General features: G+C 33.4%; 24 protein-coding genes. 15 read left to right on the forward strand and 9 right to left on the reverse strand.

Translation table 11 applies throughout. The annotated features are described in order from the left end of the window. Window positions 1-145: 145 nt before the first annotated feature. From H033_RS0109660 to H033_RS0109675, 4 genes are all read right to left on the reverse strand, one after another. The gene (locus H033_RS0109660) at window positions 146-1,345 is read right to left on the reverse strand and encodes a glutamate-5-semialdehyde dehydrogenase (protein ID WP_026838144.1); all 1,200 of its coding nucleotides are present in this window, start codon (window positions 1,343-1,345) and stop codon (window positions 146-148) included. A gap of 32 nt (window positions 1,346-1,377) precedes the next feature. Next, window positions 1,378-2,148, reverse strand: a complete 771-nt coding sequence (gene proB, locus H033_RS0109665) for a glutamate 5-kinase (RefSeq protein WP_026838145.1) — start codon at window positions 2,146-2,148, stop codon at window positions 1,378-1,380. A gap of 33 nt (window positions 2,149-2,181) precedes the next feature. Next, window positions 2,182-2,985, reverse strand: a complete 804-nt coding sequence (gene proC / locus H033_RS0109670) for a pyrroline-5-carboxylate reductase (protein WP_026838146.1) — start codon at window positions 2,983-2,985, stop codon at window positions 2,182-2,184. Between the two features lie 445 nt (window positions 2,986-3,430). Continuing rightward, window positions 3,431-3,853 (reverse strand): hypothetical protein, encoded by a 423-nt coding sequence (locus H033_RS0109675; protein WP_026838147.1) that lies wholly within the window; start codon window positions 3,851-3,853, stop codon window positions 3,431-3,433. Between the two features lie 591 nt (window positions 3,854-4,444). Between H033_RS0109675 and H033_RS0109680 the strand changes: the two genes are divergently transcribed. The 3 genes from H033_RS0109680 (at window position 4,445) to H033_RS0109690 (ending at window position 5,355) form a co-directional block, all read left to right on the forward strand. Continuing rightward, the gene (locus tag H033_RS0109680; RefSeq protein WP_026838148.1) at window positions 4,445-4,708 is read left to right on the forward strand and encodes a zinc ribbon domain-containing protein; all 264 of its coding nucleotides are present in this window, start codon (window positions 4,445-4,447) and stop codon (window positions 4,706-4,708) included. Window positions 4,709-4,727: 19 nt separating this feature from the next. Beyond that, window positions 4,728-4,940, forward strand: a complete 213-nt coding sequence (locus H033_RS0109685) for a hypothetical protein (protein ID WP_026838149.1) — start codon at window positions 4,728-4,730, stop codon at window positions 4,938-4,940. Window positions 4,941-5,139: 199 nt separating this feature from the next. After that, complete coding sequence (locus H033_RS0109690; protein ID WP_026838150.1) at window positions 5,140-5,355, forward strand: hypothetical protein; 216 nt, start codon at window positions 5,140-5,142, stop codon at window positions 5,353-5,355. Between the two features lie 75 nt (window positions 5,356-5,430). On the opposite strand, the gene H033_RS0109695 is transcribed toward H033_RS0109690, so the two are convergent. Together H033_RS0109695 and H033_RS0109700 are read right to left on the reverse strand one after the other, a co-directional pair. Next, window positions 5,431-7,692 (reverse strand): M3 family metallopeptidase, encoded by a 2,262-nt coding sequence (locus H033_RS0109695; RefSeq protein ID WP_026838151.1) that lies wholly within the window; start codon window positions 7,690-7,692, stop codon window positions 5,431-5,433. A gap of 362 nt (window positions 7,693-8,054) precedes the next feature. Beyond that, window positions 8,055-8,630 carry a pseudouridine synthase gene (locus H033_RS0109700; RefSeq protein ID WP_026838152.1) on the reverse strand — a complete coding sequence of 192 codons (576 nt, stop codon included), beginning with the start codon at window positions 8,628-8,630 and terminating at the stop codon, window positions 8,055-8,057. 206 nt (window positions 8,631-8,836) lie between these two features. Here H033_RS0109700 and H033_RS0109710 point away from each other — a divergent pair, with 206 nt between their 5' ends. Both H033_RS0109710 and rimK read left to right on the forward strand, forming a co-directional pair. Then, window positions 8,837-9,259, forward strand: coding sequence for a hypothetical protein (locus tag H033_RS0109710; RefSeq protein ID WP_026838153.1), 423 nt, complete (start codon window positions 8,837-8,839; stop codon window positions 9,257-9,259). A gap of 197 nt (window positions 9,260-9,456) precedes the next feature. Continuing rightward, on the forward strand, window positions 9,457-10,332 hold the full coding sequence (rimK, locus tag H033_RS0109715; protein WP_026838154.1) for a 30S ribosomal protein S6--L-glutamate ligase: 876 nt from the start codon (window positions 9,457-9,459) through the stop codon (window positions 10,330-10,332). Window positions 10,333-10,485: 153 nt separating this feature from the next. On the opposite strand, the gene H033_RS0109720 is transcribed toward rimK, so the two are convergent. Genes H033_RS0109720 through H033_RS0109730 form a run of 3 tightly spaced genes read right to left on the reverse strand, consistent with a single transcriptional unit; the run spans window position 10,486 to window position 13,357 of the window. Then, the gene (locus tag H033_RS0109720; RefSeq protein ID WP_026838155.1) at window positions 10,486-11,970 is read right to left on the reverse strand and encodes an ArnT family glycosyltransferase; all 1,485 of its coding nucleotides are present in this window, start codon (window positions 11,968-11,970) and stop codon (window positions 10,486-10,488) included. Window positions 11,971-11,996: 26 nt separating this feature from the next. Continuing rightward, complete coding sequence (locus H033_RS0109725; protein ID WP_026838156.1) at window positions 11,997-12,647, reverse strand: lipid-A-disaccharide synthase N-terminal domain-containing protein; 651 nt, start codon at window positions 12,645-12,647, stop codon at window positions 11,997-11,999. Continuing rightward, window positions 12,644-13,357: a glycosyltransferase gene (locus H033_RS0109730; protein WP_026838157.1), complete on the reverse strand. Its 714-nt coding sequence runs from the start codon at window positions 13,355-13,357 to the stop codon at window positions 12,644-12,646. The genes H033_RS0109725 and H033_RS0109730 overlap by 4 nt, the downstream gene beginning before the upstream one ends. Window positions 13,358-13,548: 191 nt before the next feature. Here H033_RS0109730 and H033_RS0109735 point away from each other — a divergent pair, with 191 nt between their 5' ends. The 10 genes from H033_RS0109735 (at window position 13,549) to H033_RS19910 (ending at window position 25,667) form a co-directional block, all read left to right on the forward strand. Then, a complete protein-coding gene (locus tag H033_RS0109735) occupies window positions 13,549-15,279 on the forward strand; it encodes an APC family permease (RefSeq protein ID WP_026838158.1) in 1,731 nt (576 codons plus the stop codon). A 225-nt stretch (window positions 15,280-15,504) separates the two neighbouring features. Beyond that, a complete protein-coding gene (locus H033_RS0109740; protein WP_026838159.1) occupies window positions 15,505-16,788 on the forward strand; it encodes a TolC family protein in 1,284 nt (427 codons plus the stop codon). A gap of 56 nt (window positions 16,789-16,844) precedes the next feature. Next, window positions 16,845-17,708, forward strand: coding sequence for an efflux RND transporter periplasmic adaptor subunit (locus tag H033_RS0109745; RefSeq protein WP_026838160.1), 864 nt, complete (start codon window positions 16,845-16,847; stop codon window positions 17,706-17,708). Continuing rightward, on the forward strand, window positions 17,708-20,707 hold the full coding sequence (locus H033_RS0109750) for an efflux RND transporter permease subunit (RefSeq protein ID WP_026838161.1): 3,000 nt from the start codon (window positions 17,708-17,710) through the stop codon (window positions 20,705-20,707). Before H033_RS0109745 ends, H033_RS0109750 begins: the two co-directional genes overlap by 1 nt. 54 nt (window positions 20,708-20,761) lie before the next feature. Next, window positions 20,762-21,457 (forward strand): DUF1003 domain-containing protein, encoded by a 696-nt coding sequence (locus H033_RS0109755; RefSeq protein WP_026838162.1) that lies wholly within the window; start codon window positions 20,762-20,764, stop codon window positions 21,455-21,457. 53 nt (window positions 21,458-21,510) lie between these two features. Continuing rightward, the gene (locus H033_RS0109760) at window positions 21,511-22,185 is read left to right on the forward strand and encodes a response regulator transcription factor (RefSeq protein WP_026838163.1); all 675 of its coding nucleotides are present in this window, start codon (window positions 21,511-21,513) and stop codon (window positions 22,183-22,185) included. Between the two features lies 1 nt (window position 22,186). Continuing rightward, complete coding sequence (locus tag H033_RS0109765) at window positions 22,187-23,452, forward strand: sensor histidine kinase (RefSeq protein ID WP_026838164.1); 1,266 nt, start codon at window positions 22,187-22,189, stop codon at window positions 23,450-23,452. Window positions 23,453-23,534: 82 nt separating this feature from the next. Next, window positions 23,535-23,990 (forward strand): PepSY-like domain-containing protein, encoded by a 456-nt coding sequence (locus H033_RS0109770; protein ID WP_026838165.1) that lies wholly within the window; start codon window positions 23,535-23,537, stop codon window positions 23,988-23,990. 173 nt (window positions 23,991-24,163) lie between these two features. Beyond that, a complete protein-coding gene (locus H033_RS0109775) occupies window positions 24,164-25,081 on the forward strand; it encodes an IS1595 family transposase (protein ID WP_026837256.1) in 918 nt (305 codons plus the stop codon). 37 nt (window positions 25,082-25,118) lie between these two features. Then, window positions 25,119-25,667 (forward strand): phosphatase PAP2 family protein, encoded by a 549-nt coding sequence (locus H033_RS19910; RefSeq protein WP_034886180.1) that lies wholly within the window; start codon window positions 25,119-25,121, stop codon window positions 25,665-25,667. Window positions 25,668-25,680 lie beyond the last annotated feature (13 nt).

The following is a 25,680-nucleotide window of genomic DNA, read 5'->3' on the forward strand; positions in this document are numbered from 1 at the left end:
AACTCTTAGGTTTCCGGACTTTACATTGTTTAGGTGAAGAATGGTTTTGGTCAGATAAAGCTCATCAATAAATAAAAAAAATATCAGATATTAAAAGAGGCGCCATTTGGCGCCTCTTTCTATTTTGGAGAAATATTTCCAAAACTTATTCTCTTATTTGCCCATCACCTAACACATAGTATTTATTGGTAACCAATTGCTTTAGTCCAAGAGGACCACGGTGGTGCAACTTATCTGTACTAATAGCCAGTTCTGCTCCAACTCCCATTTGACCGCCATCTGTAAAGCGGGTAGAGGCATTGTGATAAACAGCAGCGTTATCTACTTGCTCCATAAATTCTATCGCCTCGTTCTTATCTTTGGTTATGATCACCGCAGAGTGACCGCCAGAATATTTATTGATCTTATTTATTGCCGTATCCATACCGTCTACATTTCCAACCACAATTTTCATGGCTAAAAATTCTTCATACCAGGTATCTTCATTTGGTAGTTTTTCTTCGGAACTTAGAACTTTTGAGACCTTATCATCTACAAGGATCTCTACATTATTATCTTTCAATAAATTCTGAAGCTCTTTTAATCTGGATTCATAATCAGGTAAATTCTGATCTATTAATACTTTATCTAAAGCATTACAACCAGAAATTTTATCGGTCTTAGCATTTAAGATCACTTTTTTAGCAACCTCGAAATCAGCGTTTTTAGAAACATATAAAAAGTTGTTTCCTCTTCCACTAACAAGAACAGCACCTGTTGCGTGTTCTTTCACAAAACCAATCAGGCGTTCTCCACCTCTAGGCACGATAAGATCTAATTTAACAGGTGGATTCTTCAAGAATTCCTGTGTTTCCTCTCTGTTTAAATGTAAAAGCTCGATCCAATTGGTTTCCAGGCCATTTTCGGTTAAAGCCTCATGCCAGCACTCTTCTAGTATCTTGTTGCTGTTAATAGCTTCTTTTCCACCTTTTAAAAAGATCTTGTTATTTGCTTTAAATGCAAGAACAGCTGCTTCTATAGTTACATCTGGTCTAGATTCATAGATGATCATTATATTTCCAAAAGGAGCTGTTTTATTGGTAATGTCCAATCCGTTATCCAGTACTAGGTGAGAAATTGTATTTCCTACAGGATCTTCTTGCCCCATTACTTCTTTTATAGATTGGATCATTCCATCCACCTTCTTATCATTAACTATAAGACGGTCGTACATTGCGCCTTCTTTTTCTCCAAAAGCATCCAGATCTTTTTTATTTGCTTCTATAATATGTGCCCGCTTTGTATCCAAAAGGCGGATCATCGCTTTAAGCACATTATTCTTTATTTCTGTTTTTATCAATTTCATATTATCTCTCTTTAAAATTTGTTAAGTATTCCTTATGCCGTAAACTTGGTTCCAACAGCTTTTCCGGCCAGAATATCTAATATTACATTTCTTCTTTTACCGTTGGCGATATAAGTAGGAATATTTTTAGCAGCGGTTTCCTTTGCGATTCTTATTTTAGATTCCATTCCTCCTCGGCCTTCACCTTCACCTTTTTCTGAAACTTGAACGTATTTCTCTACATCCTCATCTCCGTCAACTTTATTCAATTTTTTTGAATCATCATGGTCAGGATGCCCTGTATAAAGTCCCTCAGTATCACTTAAGATTATTAGACAATCAGCTTTTATTAGCTCTGCTACCAAACTCGCCAATTCATCATTGTCTGAAAACATGGACATGGTAACAGATACTGCATCATCTTCATTTGCTATGGGAATAATTCCTTCAGAAAGTAAAGACTCATAACAGTTTATCATATTTTCCCGGTGTACACCGGGGCTAAAATCCCGTTTTGTTGCCAGCACCTGTCCACATCGCATTCCATAATCGTGAAATAGGCTATAATAGTGGCGCATCATTCTTGGTTGTCCTACAGATGAAAATACTTGTCTTCGTTTAGATTCATCTTGGACGCTTATATCTCCCAAAACTTCCATCCCTGCAATTGCAGAACCGGAAGAAACCAACACCACCATAATATCTTCTTCATATAAAGTGGCAATCTGTTTCACGAGATTTTTCAATACTGGTACTAAAATTCTGTTGTCCTTATTGGTCATTACATTAGAACCAACCTTTACAACAATTCTCTTCTTCTCCATTTTATTGATCTTTATTTTCGTGTTCTGTTATTTTTATTCATCACCTAGTTCCACTGCTCTATCAAAAGCTGCGTAGGCTGCGTCTTTAATTAATTCTTTAACATTATTGTCTTCCATAGAGTCCAATGCCGCTCTGGTGGTTCCTCCTTTAGAAGCAACTCTTTCCATCCAAGTATTTGGAGAAAGATCAGATTGATTGAATAATTCTACGGCACCTTCAAATGTTTTGCTAACGAGTATTTTAGAATCGTTGTTAGAAAAGCCCATTTTTAAAGCTGCTTCCAACATAGATTGCATAAAATAAAATACGTAAGCCGGTCCGCTTCCTGAGATTCCTGTAGACGCATCTATAAAATTCTCGTTAGATACCCGAATAGATTCTCCTGTGGTATCCAATAAATTTCTTATCATAAGAAGCTCTATTCTGGAAACTTCTTTTGACTCTGTGTAAGAAGTAACTCCTTTTCCTACTTGCGCAGGTAAATTAGGCATTGCTCTAATCACCTTAGTTACCTCTAAACTATTCTGAATGGTACCTATAGTAACACCTGCCATTATAGAAACAAAAATCTGTTCTTTGTTCACTAGTGGTTTAATCTCACTAAATAAGGCATCAGAGTGAAAAGGTTTTACCGCTATAAAAACGACATCTGCATGCGGTAAGCAATCTTCAATCTTATTATAAACATCAAACTGGGAATGTTCATTTAAAGACGCAATTAATTCTTCTGATTTGTCATAGATCATTAATTTGTGTCTGTTCAAAAGAAAGGATTTGGACATACCTTCTGCATAAGTTAATCCCATGTTTCCTCCTCCAATAACTAGTATTCTCATTTTCTTGTTTTTTGTTAAATATTTTCTACCAAAATTTATTTCGGTCGATTTTCTACATTCAAGGATGCAAAGACCATACTAGACTGGCTTTTGGGGCTAAATTGGGGAGATTGTAAGAATTTAGACTTAAATTCAAACTATGGTATTATCAGTTAATAGGTTCAAAAAATATAGATATGAAAAAAGATAACAGCTTAAGTTATTTTACATCAGCTCTCTTAGTTATTGATTTTCAATGTTTTAAGTTTTTATATTTAATTTATAAGTAGTTTGTAATATTATTTAATTCTCATACAATTCTCCTTATTTAAAAACAAATCTTAATTAAATCAAACAATCATATTAATTAAATAATTTTTTTTAATAAAACTAATGATGCGCCAATATGACAAAAAGGGTAATATTGACAGCTATATAAGACTAAGTTCGAGAAATTTTAAAAGATTCAATTTGACATACGCAGTTTATTAGTACAAAACTTGAAGAGCTGTATTTGAAATTCAGCCAAATCATTAAGAAACTTCATCAATCTATTTTCTATTTTTTTGTGTTCAGTAGAGTAAAAAGATTCACATGAAATATCTTCACATTCTAACATCCCATTGATATCATTCTTGTGATTACTAATGACCTGCTGCAAGTCTATTTTTTCAGTTTTTAATGCTGTAAGTGTATTGGAAAAAGTGAATAGGTGCTCGTATAGATTTGGAAGGTCTTGTTGAAAGATATCTGCAGAAACAAATTGGTTTAAAAAGGTAATTTCTTCAGAACTGGTTTGAAGTTTTTTATTCCATTCTCTAATAGCATTAATATGTTCTTCTAAATTTTTTTCATTTGTGGAACCACTTTGTGTTGTTAAGATAGTCATATTGCAAGTTTTATAGATTTTTATTCTTATCTCTTATAAAGATAAGTTTTTAAAAAAATAATAACAAGAAAATTAGTATTCTGTTTAGAGTTCAGATTAAAGCAGAAAACGGTTTGGGAGCTTAGGTTTTTACCCAATTTCTATTACTATGTATTTTATATTTCCGTTCTCTGAAGTTAAAATCACAAGGAAAGGATTTGTAAATTGATTTGATCCAAGGTTCTGCAATAAATTCGATCGATTCAATATAGGACATAAGAACTACTTTGTTGTGTGAAAATAAGCTTATATACCACCTAAAACATTAGCAAGGTTTACCTCTTATTATTTTAAAAAAACATTTAAATACGCAGATTTAGGAGTAATAAATACAAAATATGATCTTTAAAAATTTTAATTATTTAAAAATATATATAATATTCTGAGTTATTAATAGTTAATTAATTACAACCGTGTTTTAAATTGATATTAAATATAATTTTATGAATATTTAGGATGAAATTAATTTAATATGAAGTTAGTTTTTATTAAATTAAGGAAGATTTATAAGTATAGGTTTTAACGAAATATTAATTATAAAAGCAACAATTTATGGAGGCTTTAATATGTCAGAGTTGTGGATTGTCCTTTTCGGAAAAATTGAAGGGAACTAATATAGATGAAACTAAAAATGAGGAGTATTGTGTAAACTGTTTTGATAATGGAGAGTTCGTAGACCAGTCCTTAACATTGCATAAACTAGAAGTAAAATTTTTAGAGATGGCAGAAGTGCATGACGAAATAACACTGGAAGAAGCCCAGGCAGCAATTAAAGAATTACCCTATTTAAAGAGATGGTTCATGAGAAGTATGTAAGCATATAAAATTATAGGATATGGAGCAGATTACTAGGATTTTAAACGAGATCACAACAATTACTTTGGAGATTGAAACAAAGTATCCGGAGATTTATAAATTTCTGGAAGAAGACACCGCTACTTTACCATTTAAGGAACATCCTAAAATAAATTCTAAAGTGTTATTAAACTATTTAGAAAGTCTAAAACAACTTTTATTACATCATAGGGAAACACACTTAATTAATTGATGTAATTTGAGAAGTATTACAACTTCTAAGCATTACAGCGAAAACTTTTTCTTAGTAAGGTTTAAAATCACGCTTTATAGTTATCTGAAATATAGCGTTTTACTGGCTTTAAATTATTTTTGTCCAAAAAAAATTATTTTGATTTTTGTATTCTAAAATGGATTACATTTGACGCATAAATCAATTAATAAATTTTAAAATGAAAAAATCATTTTTAACTCTTGCAGCAATTGCATTAGTTTTAAGTTTTACCTCTTGTAAAGATGAATCAGCTGAACAAACTGAAGTTGAAGTAATCGAAGAAGTAGAAGCTCCTGCAGAAGTTATTGAAACTCCTTCAGAAGAAGTTATGGATTCTACAAATGTAGATGCTATGGAGGTAGAAGAAAATGTTACTGAAACTGCTGTTAACTAATTAAGAGCTTTTCGAATATTAAAAAAACCCGGACTTGTAAAAGTCCGGGTTTTATATTTTCAGAAAAATAACTTCCTAATTATTATCCTTTTTCTCTTCTTTCATCTCTTCCAATAAATCTTCATTTTTGTCTTGAGAATTATTTTCCATGTTTTCTTCTGGAACAGGAAATCCTCTATCTCTCATTAGAGCATCTATGCTAGCATCTCTTCCTCTAAATAATCTATATGCTTCTGCAGGATCCATAGAGTTTCTTGGAGCAAATAGATATTTCACTAGTTTAGCCGCCATATCCTTATCGTAAAAACCTCCAGGAGATTCTGCAAATGCTTCAGCAGCATCAGCTGTTAGAACATCTGCCCATAAATACCCGTAATATCCGGTTGCATATCCTTCACCAGAAAAAACATGTCCAAACTGTGGAGAACGGTGACGCATCACAATTTCTTCAGGCATATTTAATTCCTTCAGAGCTTTTTTCTCGAAATTCTTCGGATTTATATTTTCAGGATCAATAGTATGATATTTCATATCCATTAATGCTGAAGCTAAAAACTCTGTAGTTTCAAAACCTTGATTAAAAGTAGAGGCATTTTTGATCTTTTGTACTAAGGCTGCAGGGATAGGCTCTCCTGTTTCATGATGTAACAAGAATTGATTGATCACTTTATCTGTAGAAAGCCATCTTTCCAATAACTGCGATTGAAATTCTGTATAATCCCGAACTCCGCCATTTAAAGTTGGATATTTCACATTAGCAGATAAAAAGTGTAAAGCATGTCCGAATTCATGGAAAAAAGTAGTCGCATCATCCCAAGAGATAAGTGCAGGTTCACCCGGTGCTGGCTTTACAAAATTAGAGTTGTTTGAGGCAAGAACAGTTTCTTTACCATCAAAAGTGGTATAGCTCCTGTAGGTTGTTGCCCATGCCCCGGATCGTTTTCCTGGACGAGCATAAGGATCTAAATACCAAAGGCCAATATGGTCTCCAGAAGTTTTATCGGTTACTTCCCATACTTTCACATCTTCATGAAATACCGGAACACTACCTTTGGCTACAGGGCTAAAATTAAAATTGAATAATTCCCCCGCAGTAAAGAACAATGCTTGTGTAAGATTATCTAATTGTAAATACTGTTTTACTTCATCAGAGTCTAGATCGTATTTGTCTTTTCTAACTTTTTCAGCATAATATCTATAATCCCAAGGTTTTATAGTAATATTCCGGTCTTCCATATCTGCAATGGTTTGCATATCTTCCACTTCTTGTTCTACTCTTGCAAGGGCAGCCGGCCAAACAGCATTCATTAGCTTCATGGCATTTTCTGGATTCTTTGCCATCCTGTTCTGTAATCGCCACTCGGCAAAATTTTCATATCCCATCAACTTAACACGCTCATTTCGAAGTTTTAAGATTTGGGAAATCAGCTCGTTGTTATCGTATTCATCATTATTATCTCCTCTAGAATAATAGGTTTCCCATACTTTCCCACGCAGCTCTCTCTCATCAGAATAAGTTAAGAAAGGGTCCATAGAAGAACGGGTGTTTGTAATGGCATATTTCCCTTCTTCACCTCTGTCTTTAGCTGCTTTTGCGGCGGCTTTTACAAAAGAATCTGGTAATCCGTCTAATTGATCTTTTTCTAGGTAGGTAACATAGCTTTCTTCATCATGCAGTACATTATTGGAAAAACTAGTATAAAGTTTAGATAAGTCTTTATTGATCGCTGCATATCGCTCTTTGGCGTTTTTATCTAAGTTTGCCCCTTCCATAGCAAAATTCTCGTAGATAAGCTGCACAACACGTTGCTGATCTTCATCCAAAGTAGTTTTTAGAGAGTTATCATAGACCGTCTTTATACGTTCGAATAATTTTTTGTTTTGTGAGATCTTAGAGGAATAATCTGAAATTTTTGGAGATAATTCTTTTTGTATTTCTCTAAATTCGGGTGAAGAAACATTGCTGCTCCAAATTCCATAATAAGTAAAGGCTCTGTCTAATTCTTTACCCGCTCTTTCCATTGCGACTATTGTGTTCTCAAAAGTAGCAGGAGCGGTATTGTTTGCAATTTTCTGAATTTCCTTTAAATGCATTTCCATACCCATTTCTATGGCTGGTTGCAATTGGGAAAGTTCCATTTTATCAAACGCGGGAACCCCATCGTAAGGCCCGGTCCATTTAGATAACAAGATGTTCTCTGAATTTTTAATTTCTTTAGTTTCCATTTTGTTTTTTGAATTCTCTTGGGCTTTAACTTGCATCATAGGAGAGATTCCAATTACAGCAATAGCTATATAGCCAAGTGATTTGTGATAATTTAAAAAGTTTTTTTTCATAATTTTCATTCAATTAATGATCTTAAAAAGAAGACAAGCGGGAAGATACTAAATAAAAGTATTTCAATTAATTAGCATATCTCATTTAAGCTTGTCTTAATAAATAGTAATGTCAGGTTAAGGACAAAGGACCGCTGCGCTGAAAGAAACAAGACTTGAAATCTGTTATTAATTTACTGATAAAAAGTATAAATTTCAACAATATTTATCGATACTTTATTTTAACCATAAATTTTAGAATGTAGGATCAAAAATAAACAGCAAGCGGTGAACTCTTGTAAATAATTGGCTCAATTCATTCCTTAAAATTTTTACCGGACACTAATGATTAACAAATAGTAATTGGTCTTAATTATTAAGCTTTAAAGCTTGAAGCTTTTAACTTCAAATATCTCGCCAGAGTGCATTCCAGTTAAATATTCATTGGCAATTCGATATCTCACCAATCTTAGGGTTGGAAAACCCACTGCGGCAGTCATTTTTTTAACCTGTCTAAATTTTCCTTCAGTTAAGGTTATCGAAGCCCAGCTTGTTGGACCATGTCTTTCATCCCTTATCTTTTTAGATCGTTCTGGAAATAAAGGAGCAGCCTCTAAAATTTCAGCCTTGCAAGGAGCTGTGAGGTATTTTTTGCCGTTAAAACCAATACTAACTCCAGATTTTAATTGCTCAATTGCTTCTTCTGTTATAATACCATCTAATTGCACATAATATTCCTTTTCAATATTCGAACTTCTTACCGTCTCACTCATTTTTCCATCTGTGGTGAGAAATAATAATCCTTCAGAATCTTCATCTAATCTTCCAATAGCCATTATACCTTCTGGAAATTCGCCGAGTTCTCCCAATAAGCTTTTATTTCTACGAGTTTTATGATTGTGGATGAATTGGCTGAGGTAGCCATAAGGTTTATATATCTTGAAGTGTTGATGGGACATGAAGAGGCTTTACTTAAGATCAAAAGTATTAAAAAAGAAGGAAAGTAAAATTCTTGAATTAGGAATGACTTTTGAATATAATAAAATTGCCTGTGAATTGTATATCAATTAATAAGATAAACTGTTGCTAATTCATTTGATTAAAATAAATTAGCGATATTATTTTAGAAAGATTTAATACCCAGCAATAAATAATATTTGTTACTATGAAAAAAACACTTTTAATACTTCTCGCATTTCCTGTTTTATTTTTCACCTCTTGTTCTGGTGACGATGATTCTGCTCCACCAATTGAAACTACCAGCTTATTTGGGACTTGGGATCTAGATTATTATATCCAAAACAACGATGTGATTGAAAACATCTCTTGTAACGATCAAATTACTTACACTTTTACAAATACCAAAACATACACAAAAACAACTTTTGCGGGAGAAGGATCTACTAGATGTGTTGTTGCAGTAATCGTGAATGGAACCTGGGAAAACCTTGGGGATAATCAATTTAGATTGACTCCTAATGGAAGTAGTTCCGATCAAAATCTTACAATTACTTTCTTAGATAGTTTTAAAAAATTCTCTATTAAGTACAATACCAACTTTACAGAGGTGTACGCTAAAAGGAATTAGATGGAAATACATTGATGGGAAAATTTGAGCCTGCTATAAAATGCAGGTTTTTTTTATCGAAAATTTAACTTTAATAATTTCAGTTTTGTTTTATTTGCACTGTAATTTATAGACTTGTAAAAACACCTTTCTGCAGGAAGCTTTATTTCAATGTAATTCACCTTCCCAATGATCCAAACCAATTTAAAATTTAGATAATGAAATTAGTAATACTGTCTGCAAATCCAAATTTATATTCTACAAGAAGACTTGTTGAAGTTGGAGAAAAGAAAGGGCATGAGATGATGGTTGTAAATCATACAAAATGTGATCTTGTTATAGAAAAGAAAAAGCCTATTGTAATTTACAAAGGGAAAGAACTTACAGATATAGATGGTGTAATCCCTAGGATTGGTGCTTCGGTGACCTTTTTTGGAACTGCAGTTGTAAGACAGTTTGAGATGATGAAAGTTTTTACAGCTACAGAATCTCAGGCCTTAGTGAGATCCAGAGATAAATTAAGAAGTTTACAAATACTTTCCAGAGCAAGTTTAGGCCTTCCTAAAACTGTTTTTAGTAACTACTCTAAAGATGTGAGTAGTGTAATAGATAAAGTTGGTGGTGCACCTTTGGTGATCAAATTATTAGAAGGAACACAGGGTTTGGGAGTTGTTTTAGCAGATAATCGTAATTCGGCTGAGTCTATCTTGGAGGCTTTTAATGGTTTACAAGCAAGAGTGATCGTTCAGGAATTTATTAAGGAAGCAAAAGGAGCCGATCTTCGTGCTTTTGTAGTAGATGGAGTAGTAGTGGGAGCTATGAAAAGACAAGGAAAAGAAGGAGAATTTAGATCTAATTTACATAGAGGAGGATCTGCAGAGATCATAGAACTTACAGATGAAGAAGAAAACGCAGCTCTTAAAGCCGCCCGTGTAATGGGACTTGGAGTAGCCGGTGTAGATTTGTTACAATCTGCCAGAGGGCCACTTATTTTGGAGGTGAATTCATCTCCTGGATTAGAAGGAATTGAAAAAGCAACAGGTAAGAACATCGCCCTTCAAATAATTAAGTATGTAGAGAGAAACGCAGAATAATTTTCTGAATTAATAATAAATCACCCATTTGTCTTTTTCGATTTTATGGGTAAAAGTCTCCAATAAATAGCTCAACGAGTCATTTAATGGAGACTTTTTTCTTTCAATAAAAACGAGACCCTTTACTTTAAACTCTGTTTTGAATTTTTCTAATTATGTTGGAACATTTATATTTATATAATTCTTCTTATATAAGGTATACTTCTCAAATTGAGTTTCTCTAAATGTATGATAATTATTAGCTCTCACCGTAATTATATCGGCATCCAAATAAAAACTAGCAGATGGTATTAAATCGTCGAAAACAACTACACTTTTTAGTTCTTTTCCCTTTTCTTTCTGAATAAATTGAGCAATATCTTTAAATGAATTGATGGTTCCTGCATTATTTGTAGCTACTACAGTATGTACCAAAAATAAAATGAGAACGAAGAAAAACCCCAAGTTTAGTAATTTTGAGCTTGCTTCAATTTTAGTGAATTTAATAATAAACAGCATGCCTCCTAAGCTAATAGCAATTAGTAATAAAGCTGATAAAAGAGGAACTTCAATGTTGGTTGAAAATTGAGAAGCAATCAATCCAAAAATTAAAACACCGAAAGAAGCATAATAGACCCAACTAAACCATTTTAGCTGTTTTTCTGAAAATTTAAAGATTAAATGCCCTCCTAAAATCGCGATAAATGAGAAAACTGGAAGTATATAAAGAATCAACTTAGACGAGAATAAAGAGAATAGAATTAACAGACTAATGGCAGTCATTATAAGCGTTTTATTAATTGCTGATTCTCGCCAAATCTGTTTAGATTTTTTACGAGAATAGACAACTATAAAAATAATCCAGGGTAATCCAAGAGCAGGGATCAATACCAAATAATACCAAATTGGCTGGGTTCTATGAAATTGCTCGGCATTGGTTGCTCTATTAATTATCTGTTCCTGTATAAAATAATCCCAAACCTTTGGATCATCTATTATTATAGCCAAAAACCAGGAACAGGAAATTGCAAGCATTAAAAGTATTCCTATAAAAAAATGGGCAGATAACTTTATTCTTTCTTTATTATAATAATTCCAACATATTATAAAAAAGAAAGGCGGGATTAGTCCCACAGGACCTTTGGTTAAAAAGGCCAATCCTAAAGCGATAAAAAAACCATAAAAGAATCTTATTTTTTTTAAGTGTTTAAACAGCAACCAAAGGTAAATACTCCATAAAATAAATGTAGTTAGAAAAGTATCGGTTGTAAGATTTCTAGCCGCAATCAAAACGATGGGTAAAGAAGTATATATGAGCGCACTTGCGTATGCTATTTTTTCATTTTTATATACTAAAAGAGCTATTTTATAAACAAGATAAATTTGCAAAAGGAGAGCAATTCCAAGGAAGAATCGAGCACCAAATTCATTTATGCCAAAAATCTTATATCCAACAGAAGTTATATAATACGGGAGTGGTGGCTTGTGGTAATGCTTAATTCCCAATAAGTTTGGGTGCAAATAATCACCGCTCTTAACCATTTCCTTGCTAATCTCTGCGTATCTGGCCTCGCTTGTTTCTGCTAACCCAAAACTGCCAAGACCAATATTAAATACCACGAACAATAAAAAAAGTAATTTAAATAGTTTTACTTGCATAATAGTGGTTGAAAATTTGAAGAGCTTCAAAAGGGGTTTTTCTCCCAGGTCTCAGATCTCATCTGCCTACGGAGAATTACCATGTTACGTGCATACATAATAATTCCAAAGGCATGCCCTGCAAAAAGAACAGGATCTACTCTAAATATAGAATAGACTATAATTAAGGAGGATCCTGCAAAACTAAGCAGCCAAAACCCTAAGGGTAATATTGATTCTTTTTGTTTTTCTGAATAGATCCATTGGTAGATGAATCTTAGAGTGAATACTAACTGCGATACAATGCCTAACATTAATAGCCAAAAAGGGATGGCTTCGTTTTTAAATAATCTGTCTACATCGTAGATGTTGTTATTATATCCAAGAATCACAATCAAAACAGGGAATATCCAAAGTAAAATTCTTAGATACTTATGAAATTTAAGCCATTCTCCTTGTAACTGAAGGTTGCGAATATAAATGAAGTAGGTAAGCGTTTGTCCTAGCATGATAGCAAAATCACTTCTTAAATATCCATAGAAGAACATCAAGAAAGAAGCTACCAAACTCATTTTCCAAAATAGGGAAGGGGTTAATACCTTTTTGCTTTTTTCAGATAAGATCCATTGAAAAACAGATCGGCCAGAAAAAAGTAGCTGAGCTAAAAAACCAACAGTATAAACTAACCAAGTGCTCATCCTTTTTTACCTACCGTATAATTAATATATTTCTTCTTCATCCAAACATAAGCGAAGCAATCCATTAAGGGGCCCAATAATCTATTCCAAACTCCAAAATGAGCAGTTCCGGCCATTCTTGGAAAATGCTTTATTGGTACTTGTTTTATCTTCCCATGCTGGAGCAGGATCATAGCAGGTAAAAATCGGTGTAATCCCCTAAACATAGGAATTCGCTTGGCATAATCGGTTTTAATAACTTTTAAAGGACAACCCGTATCATCCATACCATCATTTGTAAATGTTCTACGAATCCCATTTGCGATAGTAGAAGACATGTTTTTCACAAAAGAGTCCTTCCTATTGTTGCGATAACCCGTGACTAAATCGTAACCATCCAGATTGTCTAATAAAAGGTTGAAATCCATTGGGTCTGTTTGAAGATCGGAATCTATATACCCGGTTAAGGATGTTTCAACATGATCGAATCCGGCTTTAATTGCAGCGCTTAATCCGCAATTTTTTACGAAACTAATAAATTTGAAATCCGGATTAGAGTTACAAATATCCTCTATTATTTTCTGACTATTATCCCTAGAACCATCATTTACAAATAAGACTTGTGTAGGAACATGTGCAATTTTTATATACTCAGAAAGTTCTTTTTCTACACGTTTCAGGTTTTCCTCTTCGTTGTAAAGAGGTACAATTACAGTAAGTGCTTCAGGCATTAAATATGGATTGGATGGTTTTCTCTAGAATTGTTAACAAATGTATGGAATAAATCTAAACTGAATCTAAAGTGAGGTATTAGTGAAGAAATTAAATTCTAACTTTAAGAAAGATATTTAAGTTGATTTTTATACCAAAACTTTATATTTTCTTTAGTTTTAAAATTTAATTTTGAGTAAGAAATTTTACTATGCGTCAAAAATTAAATGAGTTGGAAGCTACTGCAATCTGTGGTAACGATATAAGTTCTTCTTGTCTTTATGTCTCTGCTTTAGCAATATTTTATGCAGGTCAATATGCGTGGATATCATTGTTAATGGTAGCTGGAGTTTTATTTCTTTTCAGAAAAATTTATGGAGAAGTAGTGGGAGCATTACCTTTAAATGGCGGTGCCTATAATGCCCTATTAAATACAACAAAGAAATCTACGGCTTCATTGGCTGCTGCGCTAACTGTGCTATCATACATGGCTACTGCTGTGATTTCTGCAAGTGAAGCCGTGAAATACGCCTATAGTATTTGGAACCAGATTCCAATTTTACCTGTAACCATCGGGCTTTTATTTCTTTTTATGGGCTTGGTAATTATTGGAATTGGAGAATCTTCCAAAGTAGCTATTGCCATATTTCTTTTTCATTTAGTATCTCTTACATTATTATGTGGGTTTTGTCTGTATTATTTCTTTAATAACGGCTTTGAAACACTCATTAATAACTTCCATATGCCAGTTGAAGGAGGAATTGTACAAGCTCTATTCTTTGGTTTCTCTGCAGCGATGCTTGGTATTAGTGGATTTGAGAGTTCTGCCAATTTTGTAGAGGAACAAAAGCCCGGAGTGTTTCCCAAAACTTTAAGGAATATGTGGATTGTAGTTAGCATATTTAATCCGCTTATAGCATTTTTAGCCTTGGCCTTGATCCCAATGGAAGTTGTAAATAACAACCAGGAAGCCTTGCTATCTTTTCTGGGCAACATATCTGGAGGAAGCTGGTTATCTCTTACAGTAGGTATAGATGCTACGCTGGTTTTGAGTGGAGCTGTTTTAACCTCATTTGTTGGAGTGGGAGGACTTATGGAGCGTATGGCTTTAGATAGAATTCTGCCTAGCATCTTATTGAAGAAGAACAAAAGTAAAAGTTCTTATCTTATTTATATCTTATTCTTTGTGTTATGTACTTCCATTTTATTGGTCACTGGAGGGGAATTGGCTAAATTAGCTGGGGTATATACTATCGCCTTCTTATCTGTAATGGTGTTGTTTGGTATAGGAAACTTTCTTCTAAAAGTTAAAAGAGAGCGACTTCCAAGACCAGAGCGAGCCAGTTGGCTTGCATTAATTATTGCAATAGTTGCCGTTTTCGCTGCAATTATCGGTAATATCGTATTAAATCCTCCTTACGTGTTAATCTTTTTAGAATACTTGATACCTACTTTGTTTGTGGTGTTTTTTATGTTGTATTACAGCTATATCCTGCGAGGTTTCCTAATTGTTAGCACTTATATTTTTCCAAAAAACAATAAATTTTTTAATAGGCTTAACAAGAAAGCAAAGCAGAAGTTAGCAGAGATCAGCGGGCAGCAATTTGTGTTTTTTACTATTCATGATAATGTAGAGAACCTAAATAATGTAATGCTCTATATTAAGAAAAATGAATCTACAAGAAGATTAAAAATTGTTTCAGTTTTGAAGACGGACATGAAAGTTCCAGAGGGTCTTAAGACAGATATTGAAGTTTTAGACAGAGCTTATCCAGATATACATATCGAGTTTATTATAGAGCCTGGAAGTTTCGGGCCAGAAAAGATACAGGAGCTTTCTAAACGATGGAAGATCCCAACCAATTTTATGTTTATTGGCGCACCAAGTGAAAAATTTGAATTTCAAGTTCAAGAACTTGGAGATGTCCGACTTATTATTTAATGAATTCTCAAATATTTTTACTTATCTGCTTTATAATATCTTTAGATTTCAAGCTTAATTTTATTAAGTTGATTATAGATTAGAGGTTAAATTTTTAGCCCACAATAGGAGAAGAATTTATTTTAGGTGACTATTTTAATTCTTTTCCTTATGGACTATAATTGAGTAGCGTTCCATCTTTTAATTTAATATTTCAACACTTTTTTAATCTATTAAGATGTTTAAATGTTGAAAAAGCTTATAACGATAGCGCTAGTCTTATTTATTCATGCTTTTATAAGTGCACAAGAGACTCATAATTTAGAATTCTTTATAGAACAGGCTAAAAAAACTTCCCCGAATTTACTGGAAAATAGAAATCTTCAATCTATTGGAGAACTTCAGAATAAACTTATTATAGCCCAGAATAAAGGATTTCAAATTAATAGTACTTCTGAAGTGTTGGTGGCTCCTTATTTTAATAGCAATGGCAGAGCAATATCGATTACCACAACACCAACTTCGAATGCATTTGGTTACGATGTAGGAATTACCAATGGTGGTCTTTATTCTTCACAGATCAATATCACAAAAAATCTTTTTAATCAATCTGTTCTAAACAATCTGCTTTTTCAGAATAAAATAAGTAACAATTCTTTGGAGCTTTCTTCAGAAGAATTCTCACACAACCTAATAAGAAATATTTCTGAAGCTTATATAATTGCATATCAACTTCAGCTACAAGAAAATTTTACCCGAGAATTATTAAAAGACTTGGATACGAGATTGAAAGTGTTGGAATTGTTAGTTAAAAAAGGAGTTTTGATGGAGAGTGACTATTTGTTACTACAACTGGATATTGAAGGAAAAAAGTTAGAATTGCAACAATTGAAAAGTGATTTTAATTCTGCTATAATTCAGTTATTCACTTTGAGCGGCCTTCCAGCAGAGGCGGTGGATGAGTTGACAATACCCGATTTTGAACAACTTAAATCCCCGATTAAAAAATTCTATGAAAAACGCTTTGAAAATGATAGCCTACAATTAGAGGCAGATCAAGGAGTTTTTGAAAATCAGTATAAGCCGCAAGTTGGTGTTTATGCTAATGGCGGATTAAATGCGGTAGAACTTAATAATATTGACCATAAAGTTGGAGTTAGTGCCGGTTTGCGTTTAGCTATTCCCATTTATGATGGAAATCAGCGAAAGGTCAATTCCCTTCAATCTCAATTAAAACAGGATAATTTAAATTTTTATAAGCAAAATGCAGAAGTTCAGTTGGATAATAATTTAAAGAATATAGAACAGCAAATGAATGCACTTCGTGAAAATAAAATGATGCTGGAGGTTCAATTGAAGAAGCAGCAAAACATTCTAGAGATCTATAAAGGAAAATTGGTACAAGGTCAAATATCGATTGTAGATTATTTAAATGTTGTCCAAAACTATAAGCAGAATGTCTATGCGGAATTGCAAATGCAAACCAATAACTGGCTCTTACAAAGTCAGTATAATTATATAAACTGGTAAAAAATGACTAGCAAATTAATAAAGAGCTTTTATATCCCTGTTTTAATCATGATTTTTTGGCATGCAACAATAAAGTTGAAACCGCTTCAGAAAAAAAAGCTGCAATTACAGTGGAAACTACTTTGGTGCAACAAGCCGATATCGAGGAATATCTAACTTTTAATGGGATTACGAAGTATCAGAAAAAAGAGAATATACGGTCTAATGTTACAGGCTATATCTCCCGGATGAATTTTAATATTGGGGACAGAATTAGCAAAGACCAACTATTTGCGAGTCTAAGAACCAAAGAGCAGGATGCCCTGAAAGATGCTGTAAAAATAGATAGTTCTCTTTCTAAATTTATTAGTCCGATAGTTATACGTAGTAATGTTTCTGGGATTGTTTCAGTATTGAACATAACATCGAACGATTATATTGCAGAGGGAGATATTTTAGCTTCGGTAGTGCAACCTAAATCTTTAGTAATTCAGGTAAATGTGCCTTATGAATATGAAGGTTTTGTGAGCATAGGGACACTTTGTGAAATTATACTTCAAAATGAAGAAACTATAATGGCTAAAATCACAGGAATTTTACCAACTATAGATCCTGTGGCACAATCTCAAATATTTTTAATAGCATTGCCAGATTCAGATCTGCCAGAAAATTTGAATTTACAGGTGAGAACGGTTTATAGAGAAGCTGCAAATGCCTTAAGTATTCCAAAATCTGCTTTACAAACCAATGAGTTGCTCACAGAATATTGGGTAATGAAGGTGGTTCAAGACTCTTTGGCCATAAAGCAATCGGTTATTCCATTGTTAAGAAATGATTCTTTAGTGCAAGTAGAACCTGGATCGCTAAAAGTGAAAGATGTTATTATTACAGAGGGAGCTTATCAAATGCAGGATTCCACCATTGTTAGTAAATCCAACTAATGAAAGATCTTCATTCTAAATATAAATTTCCGCTTTTAGCAATTGCAATCTTATTGATAGCAGGTGGGATTTTTTCTTATTCGAATTTAAAAACAGGACTTTTTCCAGATATAACCTTTCCAAAAATAAAGGTGATTGCAGATGCCGGGCAGCAACCTGTAGATAAAATGCTAACCACAGTTACCATTCCGCTAGAAAACATTATTCGTAGGACTGAAGGCTTACAATATATTAGAAGCACAACCTCCAGAGGGAGCTGTGAGATATCGGTATTTTTAGATTGGAATACCGATATAAACACCGCTAAAGCCCAGATAGAATCTTTTATAAATCAATCTCAAGGGAGCATTCTTCCTAATACGGTTTTTTCAGTAGAAAAAATGAATCCTTCAATCTTGCCTATTATGGGGTATTCTTTGGAGGGAGATAACTTATCTCAAGTAGATCTTAAGAAGATAGCGAAATATCAAATTAAACCTTATTTGGCAGCCACTCCGGGAGTGTCAGATATTGCAGTTATAGGAGGGAAGGATAAGGAATACCAAATTGTTTTAAAACCAGATATTATTAAATCTTCGGGAATTTCCATTACATCTATAAAGGATGCCATTGTGAATTCCAACATATTACAGTCTAATGGTTATATAACAGATTATAACCGCATGTACCTTACATTAACCGATAATGCTGTAGACGATCTGGAAGATCTTCAGTCTTTGGTAATTATTAATAGTCCCACTAGATTAATACGCTTAAAAGATGTTGCAGATATTAAAATAAGTGAGGTTAAGGAGTATGTGAAAATTCTAGCTAATGGAAAGAATGTTCCCATCATTGCAGTTATAAAACAACCCAACGCAAATTTAATAGATGTAAATACGAGTATAGAACAAAAAGTTACCGAGCTTTCTAAAACCTTACCAAAAGGGGTGGTACTAAAACCTTATTACAAGCAAGCAGATTTTGTAAATACGAGTATCAAAAGCATTCAGGATGTACTTCTAATTGGATTGGTACTGGCATTATTGGTAGTAATTTTTTTTCTGAGGTCATTTTCGGCAAGTATGGTAGTTTTATTTACTATCCCGGTTTCACTTTCTCTTACTTTAATTGTTTTAGACGCGGTAAACTACACTTTTAATATTATGACACTGGGAGCAGTTGCAGCCGCAATTGGGCTCATGATAGATGATGTGGTTATTATTATAGAACAAATCCATAAATTACGAGAAGAAAATCCCGATCAACCAATTTCCTGGGTGGCTCATGAGGCTATTCAACATCTTTTCCCTGCTATGCTAGGTTCCTCTTTAAGTACTTTGGTGATTTTTATTCCTTTTGTTTTAATGACGGGGGTTGCTGGGACATATTTTCAGGTAATGGCATTTAGTATGATCATCGCCTTGGCTTCATCTTTTGTAGTCACCTGGTTGATAGTTCCTGTATTCTCTATTTTATTTGCAGGTAAAAAATCTAAAGAAAGAAAATACGAACCGAAAACCAAGTGGATACATAGTGTTTTAAATAGACCTATAATTGGAATTTCTTTTCTAGTTATTTGTATAGGAATTCTAGTAATAATTCCTTCAAATTTACCATCAGGCTTTTTGCCCGAAATGGATGAAGGTAGTATAGTATTGGATTATAATAGTCCGGCAGGGACTACTTTAGAAGAAACCGATAGAATGCTTCAGGTATTAAACCGGATTTTAGATACCCAGCCAGAGGTAGAAGCTTATTCTGCAAGATTAGGAACACAAATGGGCTTTTTTATTACTGAACCTAATAGTGGAGATTATCTAATTAAGCTCAAGGACAAAAGAAATGCTACTACAGATGAGGTTTCCGATGAAATTCGGAAAAGAGTAGAAGCTGCGGTGCCGCAATTCTCGGTAGATTTCGGGCAGGTAATTGGAGATATGTTGGGAGATCTCATGAGCTCTGTGCAACCTATAGAAGTTAAGGTTTTTGGAAACGATGTAAAAAAAATAGAAGCTATTTCTATGGAGGTTGCCACAGAGATTGAAAAAGTTTCTGGAACTGCCGATGTGTTCGATGGAATTGTGGTGGCAGGCCCTACCTTGTCTATAATTCCAAATGTGCCGGTTTTGGCTCAATATGGAATGACACCAGCAGATTTTCAACTTCAGCTTCAAACCCAAATAGAAGGTACTGTGGTTAGCACAATGTTAGATAGGGAACAAATTGTAGATATAAGGCTAATTTATCCAGATGCTTACAAAACTTCTATAGCAGATATTAAGAATACAGCTATTCTTTTACCTGATGGAGCGAGTGTTCCCATAAATAACGTTGCAAGTATCGAGGTAGGTAAAGGGGTGGCAGAGATCAATAGGGAGAATCAAAAATCTATGGGAGTAGTAACAGCACGATTGGATAATCGAGACCTGGGTTCTACCTTAAAGGAAATTCAGTCTGCACTTACCAAAAATGTGAGTCTACCCTCAGGATATACAATAGAATATGGAGGCGCTTATCAAGAACAGCAAAAAGCTTTCAAAGAATTGATGATGATCTTGATCTCTGCAATTCTATTAGTCTTTATTGTTATTTTGTTTTTATTCAGAAGAATTAAAATTGCATTAGCAATTATAAGCATCGCCATTTTTGGAGTTGCAGGTTGTTTGTTGAGTTTATATTTAACGGGAACTCCATTAAATGTTGGAAGTTATACCGGTATAATAATGATCGTTGGAATTATAGGGGAAAATGCCATCTTTACTTATAGACAATATCAGGATAATGATGGCTCTATGACTCATCTGGAAAAGATAGAATATGCTATAGCAGCCAGATTAAGACCTAAATTAATGACAGCATTTGCGGCAATTATGGCCTTAACGCCATTGGCACTGGGAATTGGAGCAGGAGCACAACTGCATCAACCTATAGCCATTGCAGTGATTGGGGGATTGGTGTTTGCATTACCTTTATTGTTAATTGTATTGCCTACAATCTTGAAACTTATTAAAGAATAAATGTCAAGTTGATGCAATTTCAAAATATGGCTTTCAAATCTTAAATTAAGAAACTTGGAAACGTTTAAAAGTAACATTTCAAATTCAGATTTTCCTTTAAGTGAAAAAATTACAGCCATTACCATTCGTAAGGCTATTTTTGAATTTATAAAATTAGAACATCCGAAATTTACAAGAAACCAGATACTTTCCATTTCTGAATTAAATAGGTATAGACAAAAATATTTGGAAAATATTTTATTAAAAGAAGCTGGCGAATTATCTACTCTGGAAAGAGATGTATTACAGAGTATAGAAAATCAGGAATTAATTAGTGCGAATCTTTTAAGTGATAATAATACCAAAAGTTCTTATGGTCAACGTCTAGCAGATAAAGTGGCAACTTTTGGAGGGAGTTGGAGGTTTATAATGATATTCGGATTTTTTATTTTGGTGTGGATGATCATTAATATCATTTTTTTAGCAACCAAAGCTTTCGATCCTTATCCATTTATTCTCTTAAATCTTATTTTGTCATGCTTGGCTGCATTGCAAGCTCCGGTTATTATGATGAGCCAAAATAGACAAGAAGAAAAAGATAGGGAACGCGCGAAACAAGATTATATGATCAATTTAAAGGCAGAACTGGAGATAAGGACTTTGCATGAAAAAATAGATCATTTAATAATTCATCAACAACAAGAATTGTTGAATATTCAACAAATACAAGTGGAGATGATGGAAGATATAATGAAGGAATTTAAAAAGTAATTTTAATACTTCAACTAAACTTATAATAAACTAATTGCCGAAAAACATCTAACATGAAATTTTTAATAGCTGAAGACGAATTGGATCTGCAACAATCTATAGTTACTTATTTAGAAAAGGATGCCAATATTTGTGAAGTAGCTTCAGATTTTGATGAAGCTCTTGAGAAGGTATCGCTATATGATTACGATATAATTATATTGGATATCAATCTAATTACAGGAAGTGGCTTAGAAGTATTAAAAGCATTAAAAAAACACAAGAAGAGCGCTGGGGTAATTATTATTTCAGCTAACAATTCATTAGATGACAAATTGGAAGGCTTAGACCTTGGGGCAGACGATTACCTTACTAAACCTTTTCATTTAGCCGAATTGAATTCGAGGATCAAAGCGGTATTAAGAAGAGGGAAATTTGGTGGAGACGAAACTATAGAGTTCAATGAGATCAAAATAAACACGAAATCTCGTACGGCCTATATTGACGATGTGCCTCTTTCACTAACCAGAAAGGAATATGATCTTTTGGTATTTTTTGTAACCAATCAAGGGAGGGTACTTTCAAAGGAAATAATTGCAGAACATCTTTGGGGAGACGACAGTGATCTTATAGATAATTTTGATTTTATTTATGTACATATTAATAACCTTCGAAAAAAGATGACGGGAGAAACTGCAAAGTATATCAAGACGACTTATGGGAGTGGATATAAATTTATAAACTACTAGTTTGTCTAAAAAACAAAAACCCGTAAAGCTTTTGAGAAAAGCTTCTAAAATATTCCTTATTATAAGTGGGATTTTAATGATAGTTAGTACAATAGCTTTATATTTTTACACTAAAAATTTATTGCAAGACGAAGTAGAGGAGGAACTTTTCTCTACAGGAGCAAGGATAGAGAGTTCGCTCAAAAAGAACAACTCACCTTTTTCTTTATCACCCGTTATAGAAGTTGTTGAAATTTCAGAATTAAAAAAGGACTTTTTAAAAGATACTTTGATTTATGATCCTTCTCAAAATGAGGATGAGGTTTTCAGAGAACTATCTTCTTTCAAAAATATAAACGGAAAGTTCTATAGAATAACTGTCAGGAATCTGGTTGTGGAATCTAAAGACATACTTATAGCTATAGATGTTTCTTATTTTATAATAATCCTGCTTGCATTTTTATTTCTGTTTTATTTTAATGTAGAGGGCAATAGAAAAGTATGGATCCCTTTCTTCAAAAATCTAGAAGCAATGAAAGCTTTTTCGGTGAAGTCTGAAAGTGCAATCGTCTTAGTTGAGAGCAATATTATAGAATTTCAGGAATTAAGTACAGAAGTTTCTTTACTTACCAATAAAGTCCGGGATGATTATCAAAACTTGAAACAGTTTACAGAAGATGTTTCACATGAGTCACAAACGCCTTTGGCTATCATGCAAGCTAAAATTGAAAACATAATTAATACAAATGCAATAGACGAAAATCAATATTTACTGTTTTCTTCCTTACAGCAAGATATTCAAAGACTTAAACAACTAAACAAAGGATTAATACTTCTTACAAAAATTGAAAATAATCAATTTAGCAACATTGCTGAGATAGATATTTCAGAGCGTATTGAAAAGAGTATTTTGAATTTTAGGGAATTATTTAATGTAGAAATTATTTTTAAAGATAAGCAAAGCTTAAACGTTTCTATGGATCCTTATTTAGCTGAGGTGCTTTGCAATAATTTGATTTCTAATGCAGTGAAGCATGGCGCAAAAAAGGAGAATATTTTGATTTTTTGTTTTCAAAATTCTTTGATGATTTCTAATTTTGGAGAAAAGTCAATTGAGAATCCGGAGAAACTTTTCAATAGATTTTATAGAGAATCTAAAAGTAACCAGTCTACAGGTTTGGGTCTATCGATTGTTAAAAAAATATGCGATCTATATGGTTTTAAAATCTCATATCAATTTCAAGAAAAAACACATATTTTTAGTATAATTTTTAAATCTTTCAAATAGTAGATTTAATTTAGAATTACTTTAACCTCTCTTTAGATTTCAGCTTTACTTTTATGCTAGATTTAAATTTAAAATTAAGAGGATGAAAATTATAAAAGCATTTTTAAGCGTTTTATTAAGTATAGGTTTATTTGCTTTTGGAACTGTTCAAGGAGATATAGTTCCGAAAAAAGTGAAAGAAGCATTTCAGAAAAAATTCCCTACAGCTTATTCTGTAGATTGGGAAAAAGAATCAGAGACTGAATGGGAGGCGGAGTTTAGAATGAATAAAGTAGAATATTCTGCAAACTTTTTGGAAGATGGAACTTGGAAAGAGACAGAGCATGAGCTTAGTGAAAAAGATATTCCCAAGAATATTTATAATTCCTTAATGACAGAATTCCCAGGTTATGAAATTGAAGAAGCCGAAATTTCTGAAACCGAAGCTGGTACATTTTATGAGTTTGAGATAGAAAAAGGAAAGTCTGTAATGGAAGTGTTCATGACTATGGAAGGAAAAATCACGAAAAAGGATGTAGTTGATGAGGATGAAGATTAATATTTAGTTGTTAAGTGATTATTGGAATGCCGAGAAGGATTTTAAATCTCGGCATTTTTATATGAACAGTTTATATACACTACCATTCGAATTATTAAATTAACTGTATGTCCGTAAACATTCCTAATTAGTGGAAATATTCCTATATTTGATTGAATTTAAATTGATTGGATATGGATATATTTTCTTTCGGAGTTCATTTTACCGATGAGGAGTGCTGCCGCCTACATTTCAAAGAGCAACGTGATAAGGAAGGAGTTGTCTGTCATAGCTGTGGATCAATAGATCATTATTGGCTCAAAAACAAATGGAGTTACCAGTGCAAATCCTGTAAGGCGAGGATGTCCTTGCGAAGTGGAACAATTATGGAAAGCTCCAAATTATCTTTTATGAGTTGGTATAAGACCATCTTTCTTTTGAGCACGACAAAGAAAGGTTTTTCCAGCAAGGAAATACAGCGGCAGCTGGGCCTAAAGCGCTATGAGCCGGTTTGGGCAATGGTGCACAAACTACGCAAAGCCATGGGGCAGCGAGATGACCGCTATACGTTGGAGGGAATGATCGAGATGGATGAAGGTTATTTCACCATTGAGGCGAGCCAAAACGATCACCAAACCCAAAAGGCCGGTCGTGGCAGCAAGACCAAATCCAACGTTATGGTTCTGGCCGAGAGCACTGTCTTGGAAGATATAAAAACAGGGAAAGTGGAGCGTCATTGCAGGTATTTTAAGGCAAAAGTCCTTGTTAACCACGAGGCCGATGAAATCAACAATACTCTAAAAAGCGCAATTGGTGATGAACACATTATCATCTTTTCCGACCAAAGCACATCCTACGTTGATATAGCAGATTACGTAGAGCTACATATTACTGAAAAATCAAGTGAAAAGACCACCAAAGAAACCCTAAAATGGGTACATATAGCTATAAGCAATGCCAAAAGGAATTTTGTGGGCACCTATCATAAGATTAAGAAAAAATATCTGCAATTATACCTCAATGAGTTTGTATACAAGCTTAATCGGAGGTATTTTGGAGATAAGTTGTTCGATAGGTTAGTAATAGCAAGCATTACAGCGAGTGGACATTAAACGGATATACAGTTAAATTATTTAGAAATCACATCCTATGTTAAAGTCTTATAGAAATGTAGTCTTAATTTTTGCTTTTATATGTTTAATATTTCCAAGTACTTTTGCACAAAACGAAACGATTGAAACTGCAGGAGATGTTCTTTTATTTGCAGTACCAGCTGCAGCTTTTACAAGCACATTAGTTTTAAAAGATAAGAAAGGGAGTTGGCAATTCACAAAAGCATTTTTAGTGAATCAAACAGCAACTTTTGGATTAAAAATAGCTCTAAATAAACCCAGACCTTATAATAATGGAGATAATGCTTTTCCATCTGGCCATACTTCTACAACTTTTCAAGGAGCCTCCTTTATTCATAGAAGATATGGGTTTAAATACAGTATTCCCATGTATGCTGCCGCGGGGTTTACAGCATTCAGTAGGATTAACGCACAAAAACATGATGGCTGGGATATTTTGGCTGGAGCGACAGTTGGAATTGGCAGTACTTATTTGTTTACAACGCCTTATCAGCAAGAGCATATGGAATTAACTATGAGTTCTGGGAATGGAGAATATCTACTGGGATTTAAATATAAATTTTAGCAAAATTTAAAAC

The sequence above is a fragment of the Gillisia sp. JM1 genome (genome assembly GCF_000424645.1).
GTDB lineage: Bacteria > Bacteroidota > Bacteroidia > Flavobacteriales > Flavobacteriaceae > Gillisia.

Excerpts from the sequence above, each read along its gene's own strand:
- H033_RS0109660 (WP_026838144.1), bottom strand. The coding sequence starts at position 1,345 with ATGAAATTGATAAAAACAGAAATAAAGAATAATGTGCTTAAAGCGATG.
- proB (WP_026838145.1), bottom strand. The coding sequence starts at position 2,148 with ATGGAGAAGAAGAGAATTGTTGTAAAGGTTGGTTCTAATGTAATGACC.
- proC (WP_026838146.1), bottom strand. The coding sequence starts at position 2,985 with ATGAGAATACTAGTTATTGGAGGAGGAAACATGGGATTAACTTATGCA.
- H033_RS0109675 (WP_026838147.1), bottom strand. The coding sequence starts at position 3,853 with ATGACTATCTTAACAACACAAAGTGGTTCCACAAATGAAAAAAATTTA.
- H033_RS0109680 (WP_026838148.1), top strand. The coding sequence starts at position 4,445 with ATGGAGGCTTTAATATGTCAGAGTTGTGGATTGTCCTTTTCGGAAAAA.
- H033_RS0109685 (WP_026838149.1), top strand. The coding sequence starts at position 4,728 with ATGGAGCAGATTACTAGGATTTTAAACGAGATCACAACAATTACTTTG.
- H033_RS0109690 (WP_026838150.1), top strand. The coding sequence starts at position 5,140 with ATGAAAAAATCATTTTTAACTCTTGCAGCAATTGCATTAGTTTTAAGT.
- H033_RS0109695 (WP_026838151.1), bottom strand. The coding sequence starts at position 7,692 with ATGAAAAAAAACTTTTTAAATTATCACAAATCACTTGGCTATATAGCT.
- H033_RS0109700 (WP_026838152.1), bottom strand. The coding sequence starts at position 8,630 with ATGTCCCATCAACACTTCAAGATATATAAACCTTATGGCTACCTCAGC.
- H033_RS0109710 (WP_026838153.1), top strand. The coding sequence starts at position 8,837 with ATGAAAAAAACACTTTTAATACTTCTCGCATTTCCTGTTTTATTTTTC.
- rimK (WP_026838154.1), top strand. The coding sequence starts at position 9,457 with ATGAAATTAGTAATACTGTCTGCAAATCCAAATTTATATTCTACAAGA.
- H033_RS0109720 (WP_026838155.1), bottom strand. The coding sequence starts at position 11,970 with ATGCAAGTAAAACTATTTAAATTACTTTTTTTATTGTTCGTGGTATTT.
- H033_RS0109725 (WP_026838156.1), bottom strand. The coding sequence starts at position 12,647 with ATGAGCACTTGGTTAGTTTATACTGTTGGTTTTTTAGCTCAGCTACTT.
- H033_RS0109730 (WP_026838157.1), bottom strand. The coding sequence starts at position 13,357 with ATGCCTGAAGCACTTACTGTAATTGTACCTCTTTACAACGAAGAGGAA.
- H033_RS0109735 (WP_026838158.1), top strand. The coding sequence starts at position 13,549 with ATGCGTCAAAAATTAAATGAGTTGGAAGCTACTGCAATCTGTGGTAAC.
- H033_RS0109740 (WP_026838159.1), top strand. The coding sequence starts at position 15,505 with ATGTTGAAAAAGCTTATAACGATAGCGCTAGTCTTATTTATTCATGCT.
- H033_RS0109750 (WP_026838161.1), top strand. The coding sequence starts at position 17,708 with ATGAAAGATCTTCATTCTAAATATAAATTTCCGCTTTTAGCAATTGCA.
- H033_RS0109760 (WP_026838163.1), top strand. The coding sequence starts at position 21,511 with ATGAAATTTTTAATAGCTGAAGACGAATTGGATCTGCAACAATCTATA.
- H033_RS0109770 (WP_026838165.1), top strand. The coding sequence starts at position 23,535 with ATGAAAATTATAAAAGCATTTTTAAGCGTTTTATTAAGTATAGGTTTA.
- H033_RS0109775 (WP_026837256.1), top strand. The coding sequence starts at position 24,164 with ATGGATATATTTTCTTTCGGAGTTCATTTTACCGATGAGGAGTGCTGC.
- H033_RS19910 (WP_034886180.1), top strand. The coding sequence starts at position 25,119 with ATGTTAAAGTCTTATAGAAATGTAGTCTTAATTTTTGCTTTTATATGT.